General features: G+C 71.3%; 25 protein-coding genes and 1 tRNA gene. 15 read left to right on the forward strand and 11 right to left on the reverse strand.

The genetic code is table 11. The features are described from left to right. Positions 1 to 56 precede the first annotated feature (56 nt). From AB0B76_RS31125 to AB0B76_RS31135, 3 genes are all read right to left on the reverse strand, one after another. On the reverse strand, positions 57 to 842 hold the full coding sequence (locus AB0B76_RS31125) for an MBL fold metallo-hydrolase (RefSeq protein WP_360382134.1): 786 nt from the start codon (positions 840 to 842) through the stop codon (positions 57 to 59). A 99-nt stretch (positions 843 to 941) separates the two neighbouring features. Continuing rightward, on the reverse strand, positions 942 to 1,400 hold the full coding sequence (locus AB0B76_RS31130) for a RidA family protein (protein WP_360382136.1): 459 nt from the start codon (positions 1,398 to 1,400) through the stop codon (positions 942 to 944). Between the two features lies 1 nt (position 1,401). Further along, a complete protein-coding gene (locus AB0B76_RS31135) occupies positions 1,402 to 1,560 on the reverse strand; it encodes a hypothetical protein (protein WP_190251269.1) in 159 nt (52 codons plus the stop codon). 126 nt (positions 1,561 to 1,686) lie between these two features. Between AB0B76_RS31135 and AB0B76_RS31140 the strand changes: the two genes are divergently transcribed. The 3 genes from AB0B76_RS31140 to AB0B76_RS31150 are packed head-to-tail and all read left to right on the forward strand — an operon-like array spanning position 1,687 to position 4,748. After that, positions 1,687 to 2,568, forward strand: coding sequence for a hypothetical protein (locus AB0B76_RS31140; protein ID WP_360382138.1), 882 nt, complete (start codon positions 1,687 to 1,689; stop codon positions 2,566 to 2,568). Positions 2,569 to 2,599: 31 nt separating this feature from the next. Then, positions 2,600 to 3,577, forward strand: coding sequence for an ArsA-related P-loop ATPase (locus AB0B76_RS31145; protein WP_360382140.1), 978 nt, complete (start codon positions 2,600 to 2,602; stop codon positions 3,575 to 3,577). Between the two features lie 28 nt (positions 3,578 to 3,605). After that, on the forward strand, positions 3,606 to 4,748 hold the full coding sequence (locus AB0B76_RS31150; protein ID WP_360382142.1) for an ArsA-related P-loop ATPase: 1,143 nt from the start codon (positions 3,606 to 3,608) through the stop codon (positions 4,746 to 4,748). A gap of 9 nt (positions 4,749 to 4,757) precedes the next feature. Here the strand turns inward: AB0B76_RS31150 and AB0B76_RS31155 are convergent, their stop codons facing one another. Beyond that, positions 4,758 to 5,069, reverse strand: coding sequence for a WhiB family transcriptional regulator (locus tag AB0B76_RS31155; RefSeq protein ID WP_360382144.1), 312 nt, complete (start codon positions 5,067 to 5,069; stop codon positions 4,758 to 4,760). Positions 5,070 to 5,502: 433 nt separating this feature from the next. Between AB0B76_RS31155 and AB0B76_RS31160 the strand changes: the two genes are divergently transcribed. Beyond that, positions 5,503 to 7,977: a transglycosylase domain-containing protein gene (locus tag AB0B76_RS31160; protein WP_360382146.1), complete on the forward strand. Its 2,475-nt coding sequence runs from the start codon at positions 5,503 to 5,505 to the stop codon at positions 7,975 to 7,977. 71 nt (positions 7,978 to 8,048) lie between these two features. Here AB0B76_RS31160 and AB0B76_RS31165 read toward each other — a convergent pair whose 3' ends face one another. After that, the gene (locus AB0B76_RS31165; RefSeq protein WP_360382148.1) at positions 8,049 to 8,501 is read right to left on the reverse strand and encodes a GatB/YqeY domain-containing protein; all 453 of its coding nucleotides are present in this window, start codon (positions 8,499 to 8,501) and stop codon (positions 8,049 to 8,051) included. Positions 8,502 to 8,565: 64 nt separating this feature from the next. Here AB0B76_RS31165 and AB0B76_RS31170 point away from each other — a divergent pair, with 64 nt between their 5' ends. The 3 genes from AB0B76_RS31170 to AB0B76_RS31180 all read left to right on the forward strand — a co-directional run bounded on the left by AB0B76_RS31170 (position 8,566) and on the right by AB0B76_RS31180 (position 10,786). After that, positions 8,566 to 9,459: a metallophosphoesterase gene (locus tag AB0B76_RS31170; RefSeq protein ID WP_360382150.1), complete on the forward strand. Its 894-nt coding sequence runs from the start codon at positions 8,566 to 8,568 to the stop codon at positions 9,457 to 9,459. After that, entirely contained in the window at positions 9,456 to 10,628 is a 1,173-nt protein-coding gene (locus AB0B76_RS31175) for an alpha/beta fold hydrolase (protein ID WP_360382152.1), read from the forward strand. Before AB0B76_RS31170 ends, AB0B76_RS31175 begins: the two co-directional genes overlap by 4 nt. 84 nt (positions 10,629 to 10,712) lie before the next feature. Beyond that, positions 10,713 to 10,786 (forward strand) — tRNA-Pro (locus AB0B76_RS31180). 433 nt (positions 10,787 to 11,219) lie between these two features. Here AB0B76_RS31180 and AB0B76_RS31185 read toward each other — a convergent pair. The 3 genes from AB0B76_RS31185 to AB0B76_RS31195 all read right to left on the reverse strand — a co-directional run bounded on the left by AB0B76_RS31185 (position 11,220) and on the right by AB0B76_RS31195 (position 13,825). After that, positions 11,220 to 11,429, reverse strand: coding sequence for a hypothetical protein (locus AB0B76_RS31185; protein WP_360382154.1), 210 nt, complete (start codon positions 11,427 to 11,429; stop codon positions 11,220 to 11,222). Between the two features lie 234 nt (positions 11,430 to 11,663). Beyond that, complete coding sequence (locus tag AB0B76_RS31190) at positions 11,664 to 12,005, reverse strand: hypothetical protein (protein ID WP_360382156.1); 342 nt, start codon at positions 12,003 to 12,005, stop codon at positions 11,664 to 11,666. Between the two features lie 728 nt (positions 12,006 to 12,733). Continuing rightward, complete coding sequence (locus AB0B76_RS31195; RefSeq protein WP_360382158.1) at positions 12,734 to 13,825, reverse strand: hypothetical protein; 1,092 nt, start codon at positions 13,823 to 13,825, stop codon at positions 12,734 to 12,736. A gap of 488 nt (positions 13,826 to 14,313) precedes the next feature. On the opposite strand from AB0B76_RS31195, the gene AB0B76_RS31200 reads away from it, so the two are divergent. Beyond that, a complete protein-coding gene (locus AB0B76_RS31200; RefSeq protein ID WP_360382160.1) occupies positions 14,314 to 14,493 on the forward strand; it encodes a hypothetical protein in 180 nt (59 codons plus the stop codon). Positions 14,494 to 14,653: 160 nt separating this feature from the next. Continuing rightward, the gene (locus tag AB0B76_RS31205) at positions 14,654 to 16,321 is read left to right on the forward strand and encodes a hypothetical protein (RefSeq protein ID WP_360382162.1); all 1,668 of its coding nucleotides are present in this window, start codon (positions 14,654 to 14,656) and stop codon (positions 16,319 to 16,321) included. Positions 16,322 to 16,456: 135 nt separating this feature from the next. On the opposite strand, the gene AB0B76_RS31210 is transcribed toward AB0B76_RS31205, so the two are convergent. Continuing rightward, positions 16,457 to 17,848 (reverse strand): FAD-linked oxidase C-terminal domain-containing protein, encoded by a 1,392-nt coding sequence (locus AB0B76_RS31210; RefSeq protein ID WP_360382164.1) that lies wholly within the window; start codon positions 17,846 to 17,848, stop codon positions 16,457 to 16,459. A gap of 19 nt (positions 17,849 to 17,867) precedes the next feature. Between AB0B76_RS31210 and AB0B76_RS31215 the strand changes: the two genes are divergently transcribed. From AB0B76_RS31215 to bfr, 3 genes are all read left to right on the forward strand, one after another. Next, positions 17,868 to 18,179: a DUF4031 domain-containing protein gene (locus AB0B76_RS31215; RefSeq protein WP_360382166.1), complete on the forward strand. Its 312-nt coding sequence runs from the start codon at positions 17,868 to 17,870 to the stop codon at positions 18,177 to 18,179. Between the two features lie 90 nt (positions 18,180 to 18,269). Next, complete coding sequence (locus AB0B76_RS31220; RefSeq protein ID WP_360382168.1) at positions 18,270 to 18,455, forward strand: (2Fe-2S)-binding protein; 186 nt, start codon at positions 18,270 to 18,272, stop codon at positions 18,453 to 18,455. Positions 18,456 to 18,485: 30 nt separating this feature from the next. Next, positions 18,486 to 18,965 carry a bacterioferritin gene (bfr, locus tag AB0B76_RS31225; protein WP_360382170.1) on the forward strand — a complete coding sequence of 160 codons (480 nt, stop codon included), beginning with the start codon at positions 18,486 to 18,488 and terminating at the stop codon, positions 18,963 to 18,965. On the opposite strand, the gene AB0B76_RS31230 is transcribed toward bfr, so the two are convergent. Next, positions 18,943 to 19,548: a metal-dependent phosphohydrolase gene (locus tag AB0B76_RS31230; RefSeq protein WP_360382172.1), complete on the reverse strand. Its 606-nt coding sequence runs from the start codon at positions 19,546 to 19,548 to the stop codon at positions 18,943 to 18,945. The two genes, bfr and AB0B76_RS31230, sit on opposite strands and share 23 nt — an antisense overlap. 183 nt (positions 19,549 to 19,731) lie before the next feature. On the opposite strand from AB0B76_RS31230, the gene AB0B76_RS31235 reads away from it, so the two are divergent. From AB0B76_RS31235 to AB0B76_RS31245, 3 genes are all read left to right on the forward strand, one after another. Continuing rightward, on the forward strand, positions 19,732 to 21,360 hold the full coding sequence (locus AB0B76_RS31235) for a GH25 family lysozyme (RefSeq protein ID WP_360382174.1): 1,629 nt from the start codon (positions 19,732 to 19,734) through the stop codon (positions 21,358 to 21,360). Positions 21,361 to 21,483: 123 nt separating this feature from the next. Continuing rightward, a complete protein-coding gene (locus AB0B76_RS31240; RefSeq protein WP_360382176.1) occupies positions 21,484 to 21,996 on the forward strand; it encodes a SigE family RNA polymerase sigma factor in 513 nt (170 codons plus the stop codon). Next, complete coding sequence (locus tag AB0B76_RS31245; protein WP_360382178.1) at positions 21,993 to 23,171, forward strand: hypothetical protein; 1,179 nt, start codon at positions 21,993 to 21,995, stop codon at positions 23,169 to 23,171. Before AB0B76_RS31240 ends, AB0B76_RS31245 begins: the two co-directional genes overlap by 4 nt. Here the strand turns inward: AB0B76_RS31245 and AB0B76_RS31250 are convergent, their stop codons facing one another. Then, the gene (locus tag AB0B76_RS31250) at positions 23,172 to 25,019 is read right to left on the reverse strand and encodes a glycerol-3-phosphate dehydrogenase/oxidase (protein WP_360382180.1); all 1,848 of its coding nucleotides are present in this window, start codon (positions 25,017 to 25,019) and stop codon (positions 23,172 to 23,174) included. Between the last annotated feature and the right edge of the window lie 18 nt (positions 25,020 to 25,037).

Raw genomic sequence — 25,037 nt, forward strand, 5'->3', positions numbered from 1 at the left:
CGACGGACCGGACTGAGTCTCCTGGTGAGCGGCCCGTCCGCTTCGCTCCGGACCGCTCACGGTCGGTCCAAACCATCAAGACCCGGGTGTGATTCCCGTCGCAGGAAATCGAGCTGTGCGCGCACGCTCATCTCGGCCGCCGGCCAGAGCGAGCGGTCGACGTCTGCGTAGACCCGGGCCACGACCTGGGCGGCCTCGGTCGCGCCGGCCGCCACCGCCGCCCGCACCTGCTCCAGCCGGGCCTCGCGGTGCTGCCGGTAGTACCGGGCCGCGACGCCGGTGTCGGTGAGCGCCGGCCCGTGCCCGGGCAGCGCGGGGCGCCCGTCGAGCGCGGCCAGCCGGTCGAGGCTGCCGAGATAGTCGCCGAGGTCGCCGTCGGGCCAGGCCACGACCGTGGTCCCGCGCCCGAGGACGGTGTCGCCGGTCAGCACGATCTCCTCGCCGCGGTACCGCACGAGGAAGCAGACGGAGTCCTTGGTGTGCCCGGGCGTGACGAGCGGCTCGACCGTGAGGCCGTCCGCGTCGAGGCGGTCGAGTACCGGCGGGTGGTACACCCGCGCCGCGGTGAGCGTGGCCAGCCGCTCGACGCCCTCCGTGTGGTCGATGTGGCCGTGCGTGAGCACGATCGCGGCGACGGGGGCGTGCCCGGCGACCGCCCGCAGGTGCCCCTCGTCGAGGGGGCCCGGGTCGACGACGACGCTGCCGCCGCCGGGGGCGCGCAGCAGCCACGTGTTGGTGCCGTCCAGCGTCATCGGCCCGGGGTTGGGTGCGCGGACGAGCGTCACCCAGTCGGGCAACGCGGCGAGCACCTCGGCGGCGGGGATGGTGACGTGGCTTACCACGAACTGATCCTACGGCGGGGCTCTTCGCCCCACACGTCACCCGACCGGCCAGTAGACCGGCCCCTGGCTGGTCGCCCCGAGGCCGGTCCACAGCAGCCGTCAGGCGACCTCGACGATGGCCTCGACCTCGACCGGGGCGTTCAGCGGCAGCGCGGAGACCCCCACGGCGCTGCGCGTGTGCTTGCCGGCGTCGCCGAACACCTCGCCGAAGAGCTCGGAGGCGCCGTTGACCACGCCGGGCTGGCCGGTGAAGCCGGGCGCCGACGCGACGAAGCCGACGATCTTCACGACCCGCACGACGCTGTCGAGGCCGACGAGGGCCTCCACGGCGGCGAGCACGTTGATGCCGCAGTTGCGCGCGAGGTCCTTGGCCTGTTCCGGGGTGACCTCCGCGCCGACGAGCCCGGTGGCGGGCAGCGCGCCGCCGACCATGGGCAGCTGGCCCGACACGTAGACGTGGTTGCCCGTGCGTACGGCGGGAACATAGGCGGCCACCGGCGGTACCACCGGGGGAACGGTGATGCCGAGCTCGGCCAGGCGGGCGTGGACGTCGCCCATGTCAGCCGGCCTTCGGACGCTTGAAGTACGCGACCAGGTTCTCCGGGTTGGGGCCGGGCACGATGGCCACCAGCTCCCAGCCCTCCTCGCCGAAGTTGTCGAGGATCATTTTCGTGTTGTGGACCAGCAGCGGCGCGGTCAGGTACTCCCATTTCTGCATGTGGGGACAGTAACGCCGGGCCGTCCGGGTTTGTCGGGCACAGCCTGATATCGGGACCCCCCATCGGTGGCCGCGTGACGCTACTGTGAGGGCCGCCGTCGCGTGTGTCGCACAAAGGTGGGAGAAATGACGCAACCGCCCCCATACCCGGGTCAGCCCGAGTATCCGGGTCAACCCGGACAACCCGGTCAGCCGGGCTGGCCGCCGCCCCCGCCGGTGCAGGATCCGTTCGCCGTGCCGCCGCAGCCCGAGCAGTACACGGTGCAGCCGCCGCAGCCGGACCCGTACGCGCCACAGCCGGACCCCTACGGCCCGCCGCCCACGTCGGCGCCGCCGATGTCCGGGCAGCCGTACGCCCAGCCCTACGGCCAGCCGACCGGGCAGATGCCCACCACCGGCGCGTTCGGGCAGCCCACGGGGCAGTTCCCGCCGCCCACCGGCCAGTTCCCGACGGGTCCCATGGGCGCGCCGACCAGCGGGATTCCGCAGCCGGGCATGGCGCCGCCGTTCTCCGGCCCGCCGGCGCCGGGCTACCCGGTGTACCCGCAGCAGGCCCCGGTCAAGAAGAAGCGCGGCCTGATGATCACGCTGATCATCCTGGGCGTCGTGATCGTGCTCTGCGGCGGTGGCGGCGCCGCGGCCTACTTCGTGGTGCAGAACAACCAGGGCACGGGCGCGCCGACGGCGGTCGAGGCGGTCAACAGCTTCCTCACCGCGGTGTACAAGAACAAGAACAGCGAGGAGGCGCTCAAGTACGTCTGCTCCTCGTCGCGCAACAAGGAGAAGCTGAACGCGCGGATCGACGACATCCGCAAGTACGACGCGAGCCTCAGCAGCCCGACGTACACCTGGCCGACCCCGACCGTCGAGAAGCAGACCGGCGACGAGGCCACGCTGGCCACCACGGTGAAGGTGACCACCAGCGACGAGAAGGTCGCGGAGACGAAGTACCACTACATCGCCTCCAAGGGCAAGGGCTGGTTCGTGTGTGAGATCACCGCCGGGTGACGGATGGCCTCGACCAGGTAGCGTCGAGGGCGTGACGGCGCGCGAGACTTCGGACGGGCGGGGCGGCTACGGCTGGCCCGCCCGTCTGCATGTGGTCACCGGCAAGGGCGGCACGGGCAAGACGACCGTGGCCGCCGCCCTCGCGCTGGCACTGGCGCGCGACGGGAAACGGACCCTCCTGATCGAGGTCGAGGCGCGGCAGGGCATCGCCCAGCTCTTCGACCGCGATCCGCTGCCCTACCAGGAGCTGCGCATCGCCTCGGCCCGCGGCGGCGGGGAGATGCGGGCGCTGGCGGTGGACGTCGAAGAGGCGCTGCTGGAGTACCTGGAGATGTTCTACCGCCTCGGCGTGGCGGGCCGGGCCCTGCGCAAGGTCGGCGCGGTCGACTTCGCCACCACGGTCGCCCCGGGCCTGCGCGACGTGCTGCTGACCGGCAAGATCAAGGAGGCGGTCACGCGGACCGTCGACGGCCGCCGGGTCTACGACGCCGTCGTGCTCGACGCCCCGCCGACCGGCCGGGTGGGCCGCTTCCTCAACGTGACGGCCGAGACGGCACGGCTGGCCAAGGTCGGCCCGATCAAGACCCAGAGCGAGGGGGTGGCGGCCATCCTGCGTTCGCCGATGACCGCCGTGCACGTGGTCACCCTCCTGGAGGAGATGCCGGTCCAGGAGACATCGGACGCGATCGAGGAGCTGACCCGCCTGGGCATCCCGATCGGCACCGTGATCGTCAACGCCACCCGCCCGCCGGTGCTGGCCGGGGTGAAGGTCACGCAGGCCGACCTGCGCCGCGGGCTGACCGCGGCCGGGTTGCCGGTCGACAAGGAGCTGCTGGGCGGCCTGGCCGGCGAGGCGCGCGCCTACCAGACCAAGGTCGCCGCCGAGTCCTCCCTGCGCGCGGAGCTGCAGGGCCTCGGCCGACCGGTGGTCGAGCTGCCGGTCGTCCCCGAGGGTGTGACGGCGGCGACCCTCGAGTCGCTCGGTGATCTGCTCCTCACGACTGCTTGAGGATGCCCGCAGCGGATACGCTCGCAGAGTGCCTCCCACTGCCGAGACGCGGTCACCCGGCCTCGATCTTGATGCGATCCTCGCCGACCGCGCGATCCGGATCGTGGTCTGCTGCGGCTCGGGCGGCGTCGGCAAGACGACGACGGCCGCCGCGCTCGCGCTGCGTGCGGCCGAGGAGCACGGCCGGCGCACGGTCGTCCTGACCATCGACCCGGCCCGGCGGCTGGCCCAGGCCCTCGGCCTCACCGAGCTGGACAACACGCCCCGCCAGGTCAAGGGTCTCCAGCCGGACTCGGCCGAGCTGCAGGCCATGATGCTGGACATGAAGCGGACCTTCGACGAGGTCGTGCTCGCGCACACCGACCCGAAGAAGGCCGAGGAGATCTTCGCCAACCCCTTCTACCAGGCCATGAGCTCGACGTTCTCGGGCACGCAGGAGTACATGGCCATGGAGAAGCTGGGCCAGCTGCGGGCGCGCGAGGAGTGGGACCTCATCGTGGTCGACACCCCGCCGTCGCGCTCGGCGCTGGACTTCCTCGACGCGCCGGCCCGGCTGTCGCGGTTCCTCGACGGCCGGATGCTGCGTCTGCTGCTCGCCCCGGCGCGGGCCGGCGGCCGCAGCGTGTTCAACCTGGTCTCGGCCTCGTTCGGGCTGTTCAGCCGGACCGTGACCAAGATCCTGGGCGCCCAGCTGCTTACCGACCTGTCGGGCTTCGTCGGCGCGCTGGACTCGATGTTCGGCGGCTTCCGCGAGCGCGCCGAGCAGACGTACCGCGTGCTGCAGGCCCCCGAGACGGCGTTCCTGGTCGTCGCGTCGCCCGAGCCCGACGCGGTGCGCGAGGCGGTCTACTTCGCCGGGCGGCTCGCGGCCGACCGCATGCCGCTGGCGGGCCTGGTGCTCAACCGGGTGGTGCCGGTCGCGGCGTCGGCGCTCGCGGCGGACGACGCACGGGCGGCTGCGGAGCGTCTCGACGAGCTCGGCGACCACCGGGCGACGGCGGAAGTGCTGCGGGTGCACGCGGACCTGGCCGACCAGCACGATCGGCAGGCGGCGGTCTCCGGCCGGTTCCTGCGCGCCCACCCCGGCGTGCCGGTCGTCCGCATTCCGGCCCAGCCCGCCGACGTCCATGACCTCGACGGGCTGCGCGCGATCGGAGCGACTCTCGCGTAGCGGCTGCGATCAGCCGGTCGGCACCAGCTCCTTGGTCTCCTTGCTGACGCCGTCGCGGTCCATGGCCGCTTCGAACATCTTGCGCCAGCTGGGCACCTGCGGATGACGGCGCAGCAACGCGCGGCGCTCGCGCTCGGTCATGCCGCCCCACACCCCGAACTCGATCCGGTTGTCGAGGGCGTCCGCCAGGCATTCGTACCGCACGGGGCAGCTCCGGCAGATCCGCTTCGCCACGTTCTGCTCGGCACCCTGGACGAACAAGGCGTCCGGGTCGCCATTGCGACACGCGGCGATGCTGGGCCAGTCGACGACCATGCTCATATTTCCTCTTCCCCCCTTGGACTCCCCCCGGGTCCATCCGCCGGTCTTGCCCCGGCGAAAAGCGCCCAAACCACGTCCCCCCATGGCATTCGGGTGCAGTTCGCCGGATTGCCCGGCGCGACAGCTGGGTCCCCGGCCACGGGAACCCCGAAAGGAGCTTTCCGGAACATCATGTTCTGTAGTCGTTCAGTTACGTAAAGTTGTTGCACCGGGTTGCCCGGCCTTTCGCGATCCACCAAAAGGCCGGTTCGTGCTAGCGGTGCGCCACTAACGGGTGTGATTTGCCCAAACTGCCGACGACCCCCGTGCGGCGTGCCGCAGAATCGGAACTGGGTCAACCTCACACTCGGTGTGACGCGTCTAGGACAACGAGGGCGCGTCCATCTGGACGCGGCCTCCTGACGTCGTCCCGTAGTCTGAGGCGGTGACCTGGATGCGCAAACGCGAGCACGGCCTGCTGCCCAACGCGGCTTCTCTGCTGCTGTGTGGGCTCTTGGCCGGACTGGTGGTGGCCGCGGCCGCATTCCCGGCGGTTGCGATGTCCGGTCTGGCCGCGAAGGCCGGATCCGACACGTTCGAGAACCTGCCGACCGACATCGACGTGCTGCCCTCGCCGCAGATCTCCTACGTCTACGCCTCCGACGGCAAGACGCTGCTGGCGATGATGTACGACGAGAACCGCCGCGACGTGAAGATCGACGACGTCGCCCCGGTCATGCAGCAGGCGATGGTCGCGGCCGAGGACAACCGGTTCTACGAGCACCGCGGGGTCGACGTGAAGGGTGTGGCCCGCGCGTTCGTGGCCAACCAGAACGCCGGCGGGCAGACCGAGCAGGGCGCCTCGACGCTCACGATGCAGTACGTGCGCCAGGCCATCGCCTACTCCGCGCGCACGCCGCAGGAGGTCGTGGACGCCACCGACAAGACGCCCACGCGCAAGCTGCGCGAGATGAAGTACGCGATCGACCTCGAGAAGAAGCTCTCCAAGAAGGAGATCCTCGAGCGGTACCTCAACATCGCGCCCTTCGGCCACGGCGCCTACGGCGTCTTCGCGGCCGCGCACGTGTACTTCGAGAAGGACCCCAAGGACCTCACGCTCCCCGAGGCCGCGCTCATCGCCGGCCTCGTCAAGGCGCCCGGCACCAACGACCCGGCCACGGCCGAGGGCCTGCCGCGGGCGCTGGAGCGGCAGAAGTACGTGCTGAACCAGATGGTCTCGATGGGCTACATCGACAAGGCCGCGGCCGACGCCGCCAGCGGCGTGAAGCTCACCATCGTCGGCAAGCGCACTCCCGAGGGCTGCGAGTCGATCCAGCGCCCGGAGCTCGGCGCGGGCTTCTTCTGCGACTACATGCGCCGCTGGTGGACCGACCAGAAGGTGTTCGGCGAGGACCAGTACCAGCGCGCCAACCGGCTGCGGGCCGGCGGCTACACGGTCATCTCCTCGCTCGACATCCAGACGCAGACGGCGGCGTTCCGGTACGCCCAGGACCAGCCCTTGGTCTCCAAGGACCAGAAGGTCACGCTGGGCCAGTCCAACGCGATGATGCTCGCGGCGATCCAGCCCGGCACCGGCCGCGTGACCGCCCTGGCCACCAACCGCAACTTCAGCAACGACCAGACCCAGAACGGCAGGAACACCAACCCGGACAAGAAGAACCAGAAGGGCAACTGGCCCAACACCACGGTGCCGATCATCACCGGTGACACGGACATCCCCGGCTACCAGGCCGGCTCCGCGTTCAAGATCTTCACCGCGGTCGCGGCCCTCGAGTCCGGGCTGCCGCTGGCCACGACGATCCAGACGGAGAAGCAGTTCGTCTCCGACTTCATCATCAGCGCCGGCAGCCCCGCCGCCTGCAACGGCAACCACTACTGCCCGAAGAACTCCGGCGGCCAGTCCGGCCCGTACAACATGTGGACCGGCTTCGGCAGCTCCATCAACACGTTCTTCGTGCCACTGGAGCAGCAGGTCGGCGTCGACCACGTGGTCGACGTGGCCAAGCGCATGGGCATCCAGTTCAACGCGCCCGAGGACGCCAAGCTCGCGGCCAACCCGAAGGGCTGGGGCGCATTCACCCTGGGCGTCTCGGCGACGACCCCGCTGCAGCTGGCCAACGCCTACGGCACGCTCGCCGCGGACGGCGTGTACTGCGAGCCGACCCCGATCCTCGAGGTCAAGGACAACAGCGGCAAGAAGGTCGACGGACTCGACCCCAAGTGCAAGCAGGCCATCGACCCCGAGGTCGCGCGCGCGGCCGTCGACATGGCCCGCTGCCCGGTCGGCGACCAGTCGGCGTCGGGCAAGTGCGCCGGCGCCACCGCCGGGTACGCCCGGGACTTCGTGAAGCGGCCGATCGCCGGCAAGACAGGCACGACGGACTCCGAGAAGAGCGCCACGTTCACCGTCATGACCAAGCAGCTCGCGGTCTCCGGCTTCCTGACCGACCCGGACTGGCCCGAGACCAACAAGGACATGAAGCACCCGCCGGTCAACTACGCCGCGCTGGGGGTGCTCCGCGACGGCCTGGCCGGCCAGCCGGTCGTGCAGTTCACCCCGCCGACCAAGGACCGCTCGCAGGGCAAGCTGGTCGACATCCCGTCGGTCAAGTGCCTCTCGGTCGACCAGGCCCGGGCCAAGATCAAGAACGCGGGCTTCTCGGTCTCGGTCGCCTCCGGCCAGGTCGCCTCGCAGTGCCCGCCGGGCACGGTGGACCGCACCAACCCGGCCGGCTCCACGGTCAAGGGCAGCTCGGTCCAGCTGGTCGTCAGCAAGGGCCCGGGCGCGCCGGCCGCGCCCTACGCCGGCAACAACGGCGGCGACAACAACGGCGGCGGGAACGACGCGGTGCCCAACGGCGACGTTCCGAACGACAACGGCAACTGCCCGATCCCGTGGGTGTGCTGATCACCTGAAGGCATGAAAAACGGCGGGCACCCCCTTGAGGGGCGCCCGCCGTTTTCGCTGTCGGGTTTGCGTCAGCCCGCGGTCAGCTGCGCCTTGACGAGTGCGGCGACCCGGCCGCCCTCGGCGCGCCCGGCGACCGCGGCCTGCGCGGCCTTCATCGCCGGCCCCATCTGCTGGGGACCGCTGAACCCGCCGGCGGCGAGGGCCTCGCGCACGATGCCGGCGAGCTCATCCTCGGAGAGCTGCTTCGGCAGGTACCCCGTGATGACCTCCTCCTCGGCGCGCTCCTTCGCCGCCTGGGCCTCGCGGCCCGCGCCGGCGAACGCGTCGGCGGCCTCGCGCCGCTTCTTGGCCTCCTTGGTGAGCACCGAGAGGATCTCGTCGTCGGAGAGCTCACGGGCGGACTTGCCGGCGACCTCCGCGTTTCGCACCGCGGCGATCGCCATCCGCAGGGTCGACGTCACCAGCTCGTCACGAGCCTTCATGGCGTCGCGCAGGTCGGATTCCAGGCGTGCCTTCAACATGAGAAAAGTCTATCGGTCGGATCATGCTCATATTCCGTTGCAAAAGCGCCGGTAGGCTGAGCGGATGCGCTCGAAGACCGTTCTGCGACTCGCGGCCGGCACCGTCGCCGCCGGCGCCGCCACCTTTGCCTACGCCTCGCTCGTCGAGCGGAACATGTTCACCCTGCGCCGCTTCGACGTGCCGGTGCTCGCCCCCGACGCCGAGCCGCTGCGGGTGCTGCACATCAGCGACCTGCACATGATGCCGGGCCAGCACCGCAAGCAGCGCTGGGTGGCCGAGCTGGCCGGCACCGACCCCGACCTGGTCATCGTGACCGGCGACAACATGGCCCACGTCGACGCCGTCCCCGCCGTCGTCCGCGCGCTCACGCCGCTGCTGGACCGGCCCGGCGCGTTCGTCTTCGGCTCCAACGACTACCACGGCCCGGTGTTCAAGAACCCGCTCGGGTACTTCAACAAGCAAAAGCCGTACGTGCAGGGTGCCGCGCTGCCCGCCGAGGAGCTGCGCGACGTGCTGGCCGGCTCCGGCTGGGCCGACCTGAACAACGCCCGCACCACGATCAAGGCGGGCGGCCGCACCGTCGAGCTCGTCGGCGTCGACGACCCGCACGTCGGCCGCGACGACTACGACGCCGTCGCCGGCCCGGCCGCGGCCGACGTCGACCTGCGCATCGGCCTGACCCACTCCCCCGAGCCGCGCATCCTCGACCGCATGGCCGACGACGGCTTCGACCTGCTGATGGCCGGGCACACCCACGGCGGGCAGGTCGCCGTCCCGTTCTACGGCGCCCTGATCACCAACTGCGGCCTCGACCGGAGCATGGCCAAGGGCCTGCACCGCTGGCCCTTCTCGGAGTCGTACCTGCACGTCTCGGCCGGCCTGGGCACCCACCCGACCGCGCCGATCCGCTTCGCCTGCCCCCCGGAGGCAACCATCCTGACCCTCATCCCGCGATGACCGCCCAGGCCGAGTCGCTCCCGGCCCCGGTCGGGGCGATCCGCAAATGGCCGCGGCGGGCCGCCTACGCAGGCATCGCCGGGGCCGCCGGGCTCGCCGTGCTCCTGCCTACGGGCACCGCCGGGGCGGGCTGGCTCCTGGCCGGGCAGGTCCTCAACGTGAACGGCACGCGGGTGTACCCCGTGCGCGTACGCGCCTACGCGGGCAACCGGATGACGCTGACCCGCACCCCCGACACGGCGCGCAACATCCCGCTGTCGTTCGTCTGGGCCACGGGCCACGCCGTCCTCGGCGACGTCATCTCCGTCGACCGCGCCACCGTGACCCGCGAGGTGGCCCAGGTCACGCGGGGCGCGCTGACGACGGGCGTGCGCGGGTACACCTCGGGCTACGTCTTCGAGGGCGACCCGTCGAGCGCCCGCGGCCTGCCGTTCGACGAGGTGATCGTCCCGGGCGAGCTCGGACCGCTCCCGGCGTGGCTCGTCCCGCCGACCGGCCCGGCCGACGACACCTGGATCATCGCCGTGCACGGCCGCGGCGCCCCGCGCGGCGAGGCCCTGCGCGCCCTGCCCACCCTCGCCGCCTCCGGCCACCGAACGCTCGTCGTCTCGTACCGCAACGACCCGGACGCCCCGCCGTCCTCCGACCACCGCTTCCACCTCGGCCACACCGAGTGGCGCGACGTGAAGTCGGCGATCGACTATGCCCGCTCGGCCGGCGCCCGCGACGTGATCCTCATGGGCTGGTCGATGGGCGGCGCCGCGATCCTCAACCTGCTGCGCGAGTGGAACCACGACGGCTTCCTGCGCGCCCTGGTCCTGGACTGCCCGGTGGTCGACTGGAACGAGACGCTGCGCATGAACGCCCGCCAGCTCAACGTCCCCCCGGTCTGGACCTGGACGGCGCTCAAGCTCATCCAGCACCGCCTGGGCGTCGGCGGCGCCGACCTCGACTACCGCCCGCTGGCGGCCCGCCTGGACGTGCCCACCCTGCTCTACGTGGACCACGACGACCGCACCGTGGCGCCGGCCCCGACCGTGGACTTCGCCCACGCCGCGGCCGAGCACGTGACCCTTGTCGAGACCCGTGAGGCGGGTCACTGCCGGGGCTGGAACCTGGATCCCTCCGTGTACGAGCAACACCTCGCGTCGTTCCTGAAGTCGGTATAGGCCCAGCTCAGCCCGGCTCCGACCGGCACGGGGGATACCGAGTTGGGGATGCGACGGGCGTGGGCTACGATTACTCGGCACGCTCGGGGTATAGCGCAGCTTGGTAGCGCGCTTCGTTCGGGACGAAGAGGCCGTCGGTTCAAATCCGGCTACCCCGACTTCGTGAAACACCAGGCCAGGGCCGGTTTCCTTCACCAAGGAAGTCGGCCCTGAATCGTGTTCCGGCTCTCGCTGGGGGCACCTCGGGGGCAACTGGCGTAGCAACGCCATCACGGTTCCTCCCGCAGCAGACGATCCAGCACCGCCACCGGTGAACCCGCTGCCATCCGCCGTCGCTCAGCCAGTGCACCGTGCGTTCTGGGCCGGACACCCGCTCCCGCACCGGCAGCAACGCTGCATACAGGTCACAGGCGGCCACCGCGTCCCCCGCCTTCCCCGTCCAGGTGGCAAGGTTGCCGCGGGCGGTCAGTCTCCAACAGCGGGCAACGTACGCCCGCGTCGTCTTTGTGAGAGGCGCCACTTTAATGTCAGCGCTCATGTGCCGTTCGGATGTCAGCGGATGCGCCACCGGTGACATCTGGGCCGGGCCGGCTACGCGGTGCGCGAACCCGCCATGGCGGCGACGAGATGGTGGCAGTCGATGCGAAGGCCCGGTTCGATCCCGGCTCGGTCCGCCAGCAGCGGATGGTCGGCCGTGCGTTGCGTGTCCGCGGCGAGTTGGCGCAGCCGAGACGTCAGGTCGTGCGGGACACCATCAACATGCTCGGGCGAGGTCGGGGGCGCGATAGCGGGGCGTCCCACAGCCGCACCTCCCGCCGGCGCCGCCGGTGGCCGGCCAGGTTCCGTCCGGGGCGATCGCCACCGACCGCACCGGCCCGGTGGGGCCGGTCAGCTCGGCGCGGGGCTGGCCGGTGGCGGCGTCCCACAGCCGCAACTTCCCGTCGACGTCGACGGAGCACGGCGCGAAGCGCCCGACCTGTCGCGGAAAAACGGCGCCCAGGGAACCCCGAGGCGCCGCGCGAAGGTTCTACCGGCTCAGAGCTCGTAGCCCCAGTAGTCAGCGGGGTCGTAAAGCCCGATCAGCACGTGCTGGTCGCAGTAGGCGTAACTGGTCGCTCCGCCACTCTTCCACGGGCCGTATCGCGTGTACGCGTAGTTGTCGCACGTGACCCAGGCGCGATACGAGCCGCTGCCGCCGGTGCAGAATGCGCCGGTGCCGACTGCGACCCCGTTCCAGGTGATCGGGTAGCTCGAGCATCCCGACGGGGTGGCCGAGGCGGGCTCGGCGAGCGCCGACAGCGCCCCGACGACCACCGCGGCGACCACGACACCCCGGCCGATGTACCGCTTCACGCGGCGACTCAGTGCCGACTCCATGAACACCTACTCCCTGTTGTGTTCGCGGCCCCACTGAGCCGCGCGGAGATCATGTTCATCGAGACATTTCTTGATGTCAATTAAACAAGGGATCTATTCGCGCCATCCGCACTCGAGACGCGAAGCGTCCCCAGGACGGCCCTGGAGACGCTTTCGAAGGCTTGCTGCTTACGTGATGTCGTCCCAGCGGCTGTCGAGCGGGCGGGGCTTCTCGACCGGGGTCGGGGGCCGCGACCGGGGTAGCAACAGCGCAGGGCGTCCGCGAGCGACAGGCCCCGTCCTCGTTCTCTCGCTCGCGGTGCAAGTGGGCCTTGCCGCATTGACCCCCAATGGGTACTCCGGCGTGCTCCAGCATGAAGGGCCGCCGGCAGACACCTCAACGGTCAGCCGTGCTATCCCGCCCACAGGTGCCGGATGAGCGCCGCGGTCACCGTGGGTGCCGCGTTGCATCCACCAGTCCGCCTTTGCCGTTCCACCAGCGCTCAACCACCCGCACCAGCGCAGCGGATCGCCCCACGTACGAACCGGCAGCTCGGCCAGTCCGGGCGCAAACTTTCCACACGTCTTCAAGGCGGCCTCCGGCCGCTGCGCGGCCGCTCGGGAACTCGCCGCGCCTTGCCGCTTCGCTCACGGCGCGGCGGCCCCCGGCGGACGCGCGACCTCGGCCGAACACGACGATGCCCAGCGCTCACCGGCTCGGTGAACGCTGGGCACGGGGAGGCGAGGTACTACGTTTCGTTGCCCAACAGGAGGTCGACGTCCGCAGCTTCTACATGCTGATCCGCCTCGTGCACCACAGTCACCACCAAGAACAGTCCTTCGGCCGGCGCAGGACGACTTGACAGCATCCATCCCTCGGGCAACAGCACACTTGGTCTTGCCCACATGTCGTGCAGGTGAACGTCGCCGTGGAACTGCGCCCCGCGCAGGGAGGCGTCGCCGTGGAACTGCGCCCCGACCACGGCGAAACGGTTGACTGTGCAATCGCGCATCACGAGGTTCACCAGCACTGCACCGGTTAGATCGACGTCGAGCCTTGCACCGTCGGTGCTGAACCAGTAGCGGCTGCTCGGACCTTCGCCATTCGGTCCGACCGTCACATGGGTTGTCAGCAGTCGCTGCGCGGTAAGGCGAACCTCAAGCTCCTGACGACGTTGCGAGTCCTCAGCGCGGTCCGGAACGTCAGCGTCCGCCGCAAGATACCCCGGGGACCCTTCTGCGTTCCGCCGCAGGACCTCGGCAGGCGGATCGAACGGCATGCGCAAGTAGGCACACCACACGTCGAACACCGTCTGACGCAGCTTCGGATCGTCCTGGCCCAGCCGCTCCAAGGCGTACAAGCCAGCCAGCCGTACCGGCGCCTTTTCGCTGCCAAGCTGATCCGCCGCCGCTACATACAGTGCAGTGGTTCGCTGCTCCAACGCATCGGCCTCCGCGAACCGCTGCGCCGCCTCCGCGAACCGCTGCGCCTTCTCCGCCTCACGCTGCGCCCGCTCACTCAGCGTCTGCCGACGCAACGTCATCAGCAACGTCGCTCCCGCCGCCAAACCAGCCGCCACCGTCAGCCCTGTCTTGATCCGATCCAGCCGCAACGACTCCGGATTCACGACACCCGTCGGCACCGTCGGGACCGGCGACCACACCCCCAGCAGCCACATCGCCAGAGCACCACCGGCCAGCACGACCACCACGACCGCGGACATGACCGGCCAGAACGGCATAGGGCGCAACGGCACATCGTCCGTCACAACCGGCTCGACAGCCGACGCGGCGGGCCGCCGCTCGACCCACCAACGCCTCGGAGTACGCACGACCGTCATTGTGGCCATCCGTGTCCACGGAATCGGCCACCCGTCACGTCGATCGTGGTCGGTCAAGCGGCCAGCATCAACGCGCGCCGACCCGCGCCCACGAGGCCGAAACGATCCGGGCTCCAGCCCATCGGACGCACGACCGTTGCTCCCCGCCGGACACCGGTCGCTCCGCTCCCTGCCACCACCGTTGCCGTCGCGCCCACGTGGGAGAAGCTGGAGAGCTATCAGAGTGACCGGCGCAAGCGTGAGAAACCACCCGTTGTCGTCGTCCCCTGGGTAGTCCTTTGCGAACCGTTCGACGGACAGGTCGGGGAACTCGTCACACAAAGCGGCGAAGGCTGAACAAAGCCAATCAGGAAGAGGCGCGCCGCGCAGCCGGTGCATCGGTTTCGCGGCAAATCACGAATGGGGCATCTGACCTCGCCGCTGCCGAGCTGCCGCCCTCCGGCGATTTCGGCGCCCGGGCCGGCACCGCCGACGGCACGGCGCTGCTGATGGGCGGCGACCGCGCCGGCGACGCCATGCTCGTCCATCTCGGCGGCCGCACCGATCGGCAGCTCGGACCCGGCGGCGAGCGGGCGGCGGCGACGGCGATCGGCGCCGACGGCCGGACGGTCGCCGGAGCGGTCATCAGCGGCGAGCAGACCCGCCCGGACGTCTGGCACCGTGCCTAGGGCCTGCGGCTTCGCAAGATCACGCAGGCCGGTTGGGTTATTTGCCCCTTTCGGTACGAAGAGTTCGGGTGTCTCCGATCCGGCCACCCGAAGGACGCCCCGGGATCCGGCGGCGTGCTACCTTCGCCGTCGCGCGCGTGTGATGGCTCGGAGGTAGCAAGTGGCGAACCGTTCAACCCAGACGGCGGATCCGGAGCCCGAGGTGCGGCTGCGGTTCGGCGACCGGCAGCTGGCCTGGACGCTGATGGCGTTCTCGGCGGTGCTCTACGCGATCGCCGCGAAGATGCGTCTCGGCATGCCGCCGCTCGGCGACGAGCCGCACTATCTGATCATGAGCATCGCGCTCGGGAAATACCACACGTTCGACCTGACGCAGGCCTACGCCAACGGTGACTACCGGGTGTTCTACCCGGACAACATCGAGGCGCACGTGTACCCCAACGCCGACGGCATCATGGTGCCGCTGCACAACTTCGGCGGGCCGATCCTGTGGACCATCCCGTACGAGATCTGGGGCCGCTACGGCGCTCAGCTCGTCGTCGTGCTGGCCAGCGTCCTCACCGTCGGCGTCATGTACCGCATCATGCGCGAGCTCGGCATCGTCCGCTCCTACGCGACGATCGTCACCGGGCTCTTCGTGGTCGCCACGCCGCTGTACATGTACGCCTCCATGCTGTTCATCGACCCGTTCGGCGCCCTGTTCGTCGCGTACGCCGTGCGCGTGCTCGTCGCCGCGCGGCCGGCCAAGTGGCAGGTCGCGCTCGCCTCGGCCGGGCTGGGCTGGATGCCCTGGGTGCACGGCCGGTTCACGCTGTTCACCGTGATCCTCGGGGTGCTGCTGCTCCTGCGGGTCGACCGCGGCGGCCTCAAGGGCGTGCGGGCGCTGACGGCGTACATCCCGGCCGCGGTGCCGATGGTCGTGCTCCTGCTCGCGCTGGAGATCTTCAACTACACGCACTACCGGTCGCTGAGCCCCGCCCCCGGCAACTCCGCGCTCGGCGACGGGCTGTTCCAGATCCCGCCGCAGACCGGCCTCGCGGGCATTCTCTTCGACCGGCAGTACGGCCTCATCAGCCACTTCCCGGTGCTCGCCCTGGCCGTGCCCGGCATGTTCCTGGTTGGCCGGCGCCACGGCCGCATGCAGTCGCACTGGATGCTGCTCGCGGTGATCCTGCCGTACATCCTGGCCGTCTCGACGTTCCGCACCTGGTGGGCCGGGTTCACGCCACCCGGGCGACTGCCGGTCGTGCTCGTGCCGCTGCTCGCGTTCTACGTGGCGGTGACCCTGCAGCGCCTGCACAACTGGCTGCCGCTGGCGCTGTCCATGCTCACCGGCCTGGTCGGCTTCGCGATCACGGTCACCGGCGACGTCATGCTGCTCGGCCGCTTCACCTCCAGCGGCGGCGACGCCAACGACCCGGTCCTGACCTGGCTGGCCGCCCGCATCCGCGAGCCCCACGCCGCACGGATACTCCCGGCCGTGGAGACCAACCCGGGCACGGGCCAGAACTACTGGCCGTGGTACTTCGTCTTCGCCGCCTGTGTGGCGGTGGCCGTCCTGTGGGGGCGGCTGGCCCCCGCCGACCGAATGCCGGACCGTCCGCTGTGGAGCGTCATCCCGACCCCGCGCGAGCTGCTGGCAACGGTCCGCCGACGCCCGGTGCCGGTGCCGACGCCCGCCCGGGCCGCGCAGCCGCCGCGGCCCGTGCCCGCCGCCGTACCCGAGCCGGTGCCCGTGCCGGCCGGCGAGCCGCCGGAGGAGTCGGAGGCCGAGTCGGAAAATCCCCGGCTCGACTGGCCTTACCCGCCGTCAGATCGGACCCCATAGGCCAACAGATGTGGCCCGCGCCGAGGCGCGGGCCACATTGCAGTTGCCAGTGCCGCTGAAGACGGTGCCCTGGGCGAACGCGCTGCCCAAGCGCGGGAACGCAAGATCGAGACGAATCCGGAAACGTGCCGGCGGTCAGAAGATCTTGCCGGGGTTGAGGATGTTGTCCGGGTCCAGGGCGGCCTTGATGGAGCGGTGCGCCTTCAGGCCGGTCGGGCCGATCTCGCGCGCCAGCCAGTCGCGCTTGAGCAGGCCCACGCCGTGCTCGCCGGTAGAGGTGCCGCCCAGGGACAGGCCCAGCGACATGATGGCGTCGAAGACCTTCTGGCCCTGCGCCAGGCTCACCGCGTCGGAGCGGTCGATCACGATTATCGGGTGCAGGTTGCCGTCGCCGGCATGGCCGACGGTCGCGACCACCACGCCGTGCTCCTGGGCGATGCGCTCGATGCCCTCGATCAGCTCGACCAGCCGGGTCCGCGGTACCGCCACGTCGTCCACCATGATCCCCCCGCCCAGCGGGAACAGGTGCGCCGCGAAGTGCTCCAGGGCCGGGTGGGCCAGGCGGCGGGCGGCGAGCAGCGCGTCGGCCTCGGCGGCGTCGGTGGCCACGAAGACGTCCGCGGCGCGGGCCTGGTGGCACATGGCCGAGATCGCCGCGAGGTCGTCCGGCGCGCGGACGCCCGAGTCGACGGAGGCGATCAGCAGCGCCGCCGCGGTGGTGGGTAGACCCATCGGGCGGTACGCCTCGATCGCGCTCATCGCCACCCGGTCGATGACCTCGAGCATGCTCGGGGTCAGGCCCGAGCCCACGACGGCCGAGACCGCGGCGCCGGCGGCCGCGAACGTGTCGAAGACCGCGACCAGGGTCAGCGACGGCTCGGGCGCGGGGCGGAGCCGGACGGTGATCTCGGTGATCACGCCCAGGGTGCCCTCGGAGCCGACGAAGAGGCTGGTCAGGTCGTAGCCGGCGACCCCCTTGGCGGTGCGCCGGCCGCAGTTGAGCACCTCGCCGCTGGCCAGCACCACCTCGAGGCCGAGCACGTGGTCGCTGGTGACCCCGTACTTCACGCAGCACATGCCCCCGGCGTCGGTGGACACGTTGCCGCCGATGGTCGACTGCTCCCAGGACCCGGGGTCCGGCGGGTAGTACATGCCCCGCCCGGCCACCGCGCGGCGCAGCTGGGCGTTGACCACGCCGGGCTGGACGACCGCGATGCGGTTCTCGGCGTCGATGTCGATGATGTCGTTCATCGCGATCAGGGACAGCACGATCGCGCCGTCGATGGCATTGGCGCCCCCGGCCAGGCCCGAGCGGGCGCCCTGGGGGATGACCGGCACACGGTGGCGGCTCGCGGCGCGCAGGACGGCGGACACCTGACCGGTGGTGCGCGGGCGCACGACGACGGCGGGCGTGCCGTACGGCACCAGGTCCGCCTCGTCGTGCTCGTACGAGCGCAGCAGGTCCGGATCGGTCAGCACCCCGCCCTCGTGGGGCAGCGCCGCCCGCAACTCCTCGAGCAGATCCATACCTGGCACGCTAGTGGTTGTGCTCTACATCGACACGCCCCGGTGGCCCGCTCACGGGCGCCTCTTCGCCCATCTGATCAGCGATGTGTCGGCGGCCGAGCTGCATGCCTTCGCGGAGCTGGTCGGGGTGCCGCGGCGGGCGTTCGAGCGCGACCACTACGACGTCTCGGCCGAACGGGCACAGATCGCCGTGTGGCTGGGGGCCACCCGGGTGAGCCAGCGGGTGATCGTCGAGCGCCTGGTTGCCGCCGGGCTGCGGCGGCCGCGCCATTTGTCCGATTCTCGGGGCAAGAAAAAGGCTGGTCAGGGGTTGTTTCCGCGGCAAGATTAGGCAACCCTTGCTTAGGTAAGGCTAAGCGAGCCGGCGCGGGCCGACTACGTCCCCGCCGCCAAGGCCTGTGTCGCTGTAGGGAGCACCCCTGTGTATGTCTGCATCTGCCACCGCGTCCGCGAGTGCGAGATCCGCCGGGTCATCCAGTCCGGCGCCCGCAGCGAGGACTCCGTCGGCGACGAGTGCGGCGCCGGCACGGGCTGCGGCACCTGCCTGGATCGCATCGCCGACCTGATCGACGCCGAAAACGCGGCCGCGGTGCCCGTTTTCAACTAGAAACGGGCGTTCGGGGCGTAACCTGCCACCATGCAAGGGGACGCACGAGTCATCGAGTTTCTGAACGAGCAGCTGACCGCCGAGCTCACGGCGATCAACCAGTACTTCCTGCACGCCAAGATGCAGGAGAACTGGGGATACACGATCCTGGCCAAGCACACCAAGCACGAGTCGATCGACGAGATGAAGCACGCCGAGGTGCTCACCGATCGGATCCTGTTCCTGGAGGGCCTGCCGAACTACCAGCGCCTGTTCCCGCTGCGCATCGGCGAGTCGGTGCCGGAACAGTTCAAATGCGACATGCAGATCGAGATGGAGGCCGTCGACCGGCTGCGGCGCGGCATCGAGTACATGCGCTCCATCGGCGACGTCACCTCGGCGAACATCTTCGAGGAGATCCTCGCCGACGAGGAGCACCACGTCGACTACCTCGAGACCCAGCTCGGGCTCATCGAGAAGTTCGGCGAGGCGCTGTACCTGCAGAACGTCACGGAGCACCCAGAAGCGTAGCGATCTCCGTCTCCAGGTTGGCGCGGGCACGGGCGGTCCACTCCGCCCGTGCCGGTACAACCCGGAAAAGCTCCGGCAGGTCCGCCAGTTTCCGCAGGATGGCCGCCCGCCCCGGCCGGAACACGTCGTCCGGCACCGCCGCGTACTCCTCGCGCACCGCCGCGGCGTAGCGGTCGTAGTCCGGCCGTTCCGCCGCCAGAATGGCCAGATCCGCGTCCGCGAGCAGGGCGCCGTTGCGATCGCCCGGCTCGACCGCGTGGCCGGCGGTCAGGCGCACCAGTCGCGCCACCTCCGCCGCGCGCTCCGCGGAAAAGCCAAGTGCGGCAAGGGTTGTACCCGCCAAGGCCGCACTCTGCTCCTCGTTGTCGGCGGCGGACACCTCGTAGACCGCGTCGTGGAACCACGCCGCCAGTCGCACCGCGTCGGCGTCGTCGGCCAGGTCGGCGTGTTCGTCGATGACGCGCAGCATCACGGCCAGGTGGGCCAGCGTGTGGTACCGCCGGTGCGGCTGCGACCAGCGGGCCAGCAGGTCCCGCCCCACCGTCTGCTCGCCCGGGAAGATCCGCTGCCAAGCCTCGATCACGCCTACGAGCTTAGGTGCCCCACGCTCTCCACGATGTGGTTGGCGCATCGGAGGACCGGCTGCCGGCCGTCCGGTTGTCCACCCTTCGTGCCATTTTCGCCGCCCGACCGGACACAACACTTTCACCGATCCCACACGCATCAGGGGCAACGCGAATTCACTTTGGTGCGTACATTTCGGGGCATGTCGCTACGGTTATCCGTACCCAAGCTCGCCGCCGCGGTTCTCGCCTGCGGCCTGCTCTCGATCGGTGTGGCCGGGCCCGCGTCGGCCCAGCCGTCGGGCGACGGAGGCGGACACGCCCAGGGCGGCCTTCCGCCCGGGGCACACTCGGCCACCGCCGCCGTCACCGCGGCGCCGGCGGGCTACTCGATCCTCGGCATCGACGTCTCCAGCCACGACCACTCGTCCTACCCGATCGACTGGCCCGGTGTCGCCGCGAGCGGCGGCCGCTTCGCCTACATCAAGGCGACCGAGGGCAACTTCTACGTCAACCCCTACTTCCACGCCGACAACGCCGCTTCCAAGGGCGCCGGCATCCTCACCGGGGCGTACCACTTCGCCCGCCCGGACCTCGGAGACCCCGTCGGCCAGGCGAACTACTTCATCGACCGCGCGGAGTGGGTCAACAACTCCCGGACCCTGATCCCGTTCCTGGACATGGAGTGGCCGTACTCCTCGCTCGGCCTCCCCGCCTGCTGGAACCTCACGCCGGCGGCGATGGTCGCGTGGATCCACGGCTTCGTCGACCAGGTCAAGGCCCGCACCGGCCGAGACATGATGATCTACACGAACGTGAACTGGTGGAACCCGTGCACGGGCAACAACGCCGAATTCTCGAACAACCCGCTCGACCTGGCCAGCTACACGGCCACCGCGCCGACCAACCTGCCCAGCGGCTGGACGAAGTTCACGCTGTGGCAGTACGGGGCCGGCAACAACTCGCAGGCCGGCAACTACGACAAGAACGCCTTCAACGGCGACTACGCGGCGCTGACCAAGCTCGCCGGTGACATCCCGGCCGACGGGCCGCCGGTCGAGCTGCGGGCCAACGCCAACAGCAAGTACGTGACCGCCGACCTCAACAACGGCTCCACGCTCACCGCGAGCCGCGACGCGATCGGGGTCTGGGAGCAGTACGACGTGCTCGACGCCGGCAACGGCGACATCGCGCTGCGCTCGCACGCCAACGGGCTCTACGTGACCGCGGACCTCACCAACGGCGGCAAGCTCGTCGCCAACCGGACCGCGATCGGCGCGTGGGAGAAGTTCACCGTCGGCGACAACTCCGACGGCAGCATCAGCCTGTTCGCGGCGGCCAACGGCATGTACGTGACCGCAGACCTCGACAACGGGGGCCGGCTCATCGCCAACCGCGCCGCGGTCGGGGCCTGGGAGAAGTTCGCCAAGGTGCCCGCACCGGCGCTGGTCAGCCTCAAGGCGAACGCCAACAGCAAGTTCGTGACCACGGACCTGAACAACACGGCCACGCTGACCGCCAACCGGGACGCGGCCGGGGCCTGGGAGCAGTACGACGTCATCGACCTCGGCAACGGCGACGTGGCGCTGTACGCGCACGCCAACTCGTCCTACGTGACCGCCGACCTCACCAACGGGGGCAAGCTGGTCGCGAACCGGACCGCCGTCGGGCCGTGGGAACGGTTCCGGCTGCAGGACAACGGCGACGGCACGGTGAGCGTGCTCGCCGGGGCCAACGGGGCGTACGTGACCGCCGACCTCGACAACGGGGGCCGGCTCATCGCCAACCGCACCGCGGTCGGCGCCTGGGAGAAGTTCACCAAGATCGGCTAGACGGGCGCGACGGGAAAGGGGGGCTCCGGCCCCCCTTTTTTCGTGGCGCCCGACTTTTTCGTGGCACCCAACCGATCGGCCCGCCGGCCGCATCTGTGCTCGGGGACGGCGGAAGGGGGCCCGGTGCGCGAGGAGCTCGAGCGGGAGTACGTGGAGTACCTCCGCGCGCGCATGCCGCACCTGCGCCGGCTCGCGCACCTGCTGACCGGCGACTTCGACCGCGCCGACGACGTGGTGCAGACGGCGGCGACCAGCCTGTACCTCAAGTGGCGGCAGGTCCGCGCGGCCGGCAACGTCGACGCGTACGTGCGCAAGATGGTCGTGCACACCTTCCTCGCCGAGCAGCGCCGCGCCTGGGCGCGGACCCGGCTCACCGACCGGCTGCCCGAACGCGCCGCCGAGGCCCCGCCGACCGACGACGCCCTCGTGGTGCGGGCCGCGCTGCGCCGGCTGCCGGCCCGGCAGCAGGCGGTGCTCGTGCTGCGGTTCCTGTGCGACCTGCCGGTCAACGAGGTCGCGGCCGCGCTCGGGTGCGCGCCCGGCACAGTGAAGAGCCACACGTCCGACGGGCTGGCCGCGCTGCGGCGCCTGCTCGGCCCCAACTCCACGGCCACCCTCGGCGGAGGTGCCCGGTGAACGACGACGAACTGCTCAGCCCGCTGCTGCGCCGGCCGGAGCTGCCACCGTCGAAGGTGGACATCGAGCGGGCGCTTCGCTCGGGCCGCCGGCGCGAGCGCGGCCGCCGCCTGCTCGCCGTCGCCGCGGCCGCCATCGCCGTCGGCGTCACCGTGGCCGGCATCGCCGCGCTCGGTCCCCGGCACCGGGCCGCGCCGCCCGCGCACGAGACGCCCCGGCCCACGGCCCCGAGCCGCAGCGGCTGCTCCGTGCACCGCCTGCCCACGCCCGGGGACCGGCCCGCCACCGTCGACGCCGTCGACCCGGACGGGCGCTACGCGGTGGGCACCCTCGACGGCGCCGACGACAGCGTCATGGTGTGGGCGGCCGGGGTACTCCAGGTGCTCGAGGGCACGCCCCGGCCCAACGCGTCCCCGGTCGCCGTCAACGCGTCGGGCGTCGTGGTCGGCAACGCCGGCGACGAGGCCGCCCCGATCCCGTGGATGCTCAAGGACCACGTCTTCACCGCGCTCGCCTGGCCCCCGGGCGCCCAGTCGGTCACGGTGGCCGGGATCAACGCCGCCGGCGACATCGCCGGCACCGCCACGTGGGAGCAGAACGGGCAGGCGACGAAGGCGCGCATCGTCCGGTGGAACGCGGCCCGGCCCGACGTGGTCACGTACGTGACGAGCAACCCCGCGGTCGCCGTCGCCGCGGCCATCGGCGCCGACGGCACGATCGCCGGACTCGGGCGCGACGGTGCGAGCGGCGACACCCGCGCCTACCTGTGGGCCCCGGACGGCACCCCGCGGGCGCTCGAGCGCTCGCCCGGCCGGCCCGCGCTCGGCGCGACCGGCATCGCCGGCGACTGGGTCATCGGCTACTACGAGGACGGCAGCACCTGGTTCAACCAGGGGCTGCGCTGGAACCTGCGCACCGGCGAGGTGCGCGAGCTCGGCGACTTCGCCCCCGGCGCGATCGACACGTCGGGGCGCATGTTCGGCTCGCTGATGCGCGGCGCCGACGAGACCCCGCCGGCCCGGTGGAAGGACGGGAAGACCTCCGAGCTGCCGGTACTGTCGGCCGGTCAGTCGGCGGTCGTGACGTCGGCGAGCGCGGACGGCCGGCTCGTGGCGGGCCGGCTGCAGCGCGCCAAGAACGACCCGGTCGTGCCGGTCCGCTGGAGCTGCGCGTAGCTACATCGCCGTGGCCCGGTCCGCCTGGAAACCCCGGACGTCGGGCGCGCCCAGGCGCGCCGCGTCGGCCGTCAGGTCGTCCGGCATCCGCTGCGACTCCTGCTCCGCCGCCACCCGGGCCAGGTAGTGGTCAACCTCGCGCGAGCGCGTCGCGGCGTCCCAGCCCAGCACGTCGCCCATCACCCGGGCCGCGTCCTGGGCCGTCGCCGTGCCGCGGTGCTCGGTCTCGAACGAGATGCGCGTGCGGCGGGTCAGCACGTCCTCCAGGTGTAGCGCCCCCTCGGCCCGGGCCGCGTACGCCACCTCCGCCGCCAGGTACTCCGGCGCGCCCGCGACCGGGCGGCGCAGGTCCGGATCGAGCGCGAGGACCTCGAAGGCCAGCGAGCCGTACCGCTCGAGCAGGTGCTCGAGCACGCCGACCGGAATTCCGTGCCGGCGGGCCAGATCCGCCCGGTTCGTCCACAGTGGATAGTACCCGTCCGCGCCCAGCAGGGGCAGGTCCGCCGTCCGGGACGCGGGCACCAGGCCGCCGTGCCGGCGCAGGCCGCCCAGGCGGTGCGCGACGCGGTCGATGACGTCCGCGGCCATCACCCGGTAGGTCGTGTACTTCCCGCCGGCGATCAGCATCAGGCCCAGCATCGGCTCGACGACGGCGTGCGTGCGCGAGAGGGTCGAGGTCTGCTCGTCCCGGCTGTGCGGCTGGCGGTGCCGGGCCTCGCGGGAGAGCAGCGGGCGCAGGCCCGCGTAGACCCCCTCGATGTCCCCGGTGCCGAGCGGGCGGTCGAGCACGGCGTTGACCTGGCCCAGCAGGTAGGAGATGTCCGTCGCCGACGCCGCCGGGTGGCCGCGGTCCAGGTTCCAGTCCGTGTCGGTCGTGCCGATGATCCAGTGCCCGCCCCACGGGATGACGAAGAGCACCGACGACGGGGTGCGCAGGATGAGGCCGGCCTCGCCCGTGATGGCGGAGCGGGGTACCACCAAATGGACGCCCTTGCTGGCCCGCACCTGCAGGCCGGCCGACTCCCGCGGCCCCTGCTCCGAGAGCATGCCGGCGATGTCGTCCATCCACACTCCGGTCGCGGCCACGACCGTGCGCGCGTGCACCTCGAACTCCTCGCGCGTCTCCTGGTCGCGCACCCGAACGCCGGTGACCTCGCGGGCGTCGCGGAGCAGGCCGACCGCGCGGGCGCTGGGCACGATCGCGGCGCCGAGGCTGGCCGCGGTCCGGGCGAGGGTCGCGACCAGGCGGGCGTCGTCGACCTGGCCGTCGTAGTACTGGATCGCGCCGCTGATCGCGTCCTCGCGCAGCGACGGGAAGCGGCGGTGCGCCTCCGCGCGCGACAGGTGCCGATGCAGCGGCATCCCCGGCGGCGACGAGCGGCGCAGGCGCGAGGTGGCGGCGAACGCGTCGTAGAGGCCGACGCCGGCGCCGTAGTACGCCCGCTGCCAGGCCCGCTGGCCGAGGCCGACGAACCCGCGGTGGGCGGGCAGCGGCACCAGGATCGGCACCGGGCGCACGAGGTGCGGCGCGAGCCGGGAGGCGAGCAGGCCGCGCTCCTGGAGGGCCTCGTTGACCAGGCCGAACTCGAGCTGCTCGAGGTAGCGCAGGCCGCCGTGGATAAGCTTGGAGGACCGGCTCGAGGTGCCGGCAGCCAGGTCGCGGGCCTCGACGAGGGCGACCGACAGGCCGCGGGAGGCGGCATCGAGGGCGGCCCCGGCGCCGGTGACGCCCCCGCCGATGATCAGAACGTCGAAGCGCTCGCGACGCAGCCGGGCCACGTCGCCGGCACGGCGCGCGGGCGACAGGCGGGACGCCTCGAAACGGGACGTGGAGGGTTCACGGCGCACTACTACACGGTAGCCGCG

It is taken from the genome of Dactylosporangium sp. NPDC049140, assembly GCF_040648435.1.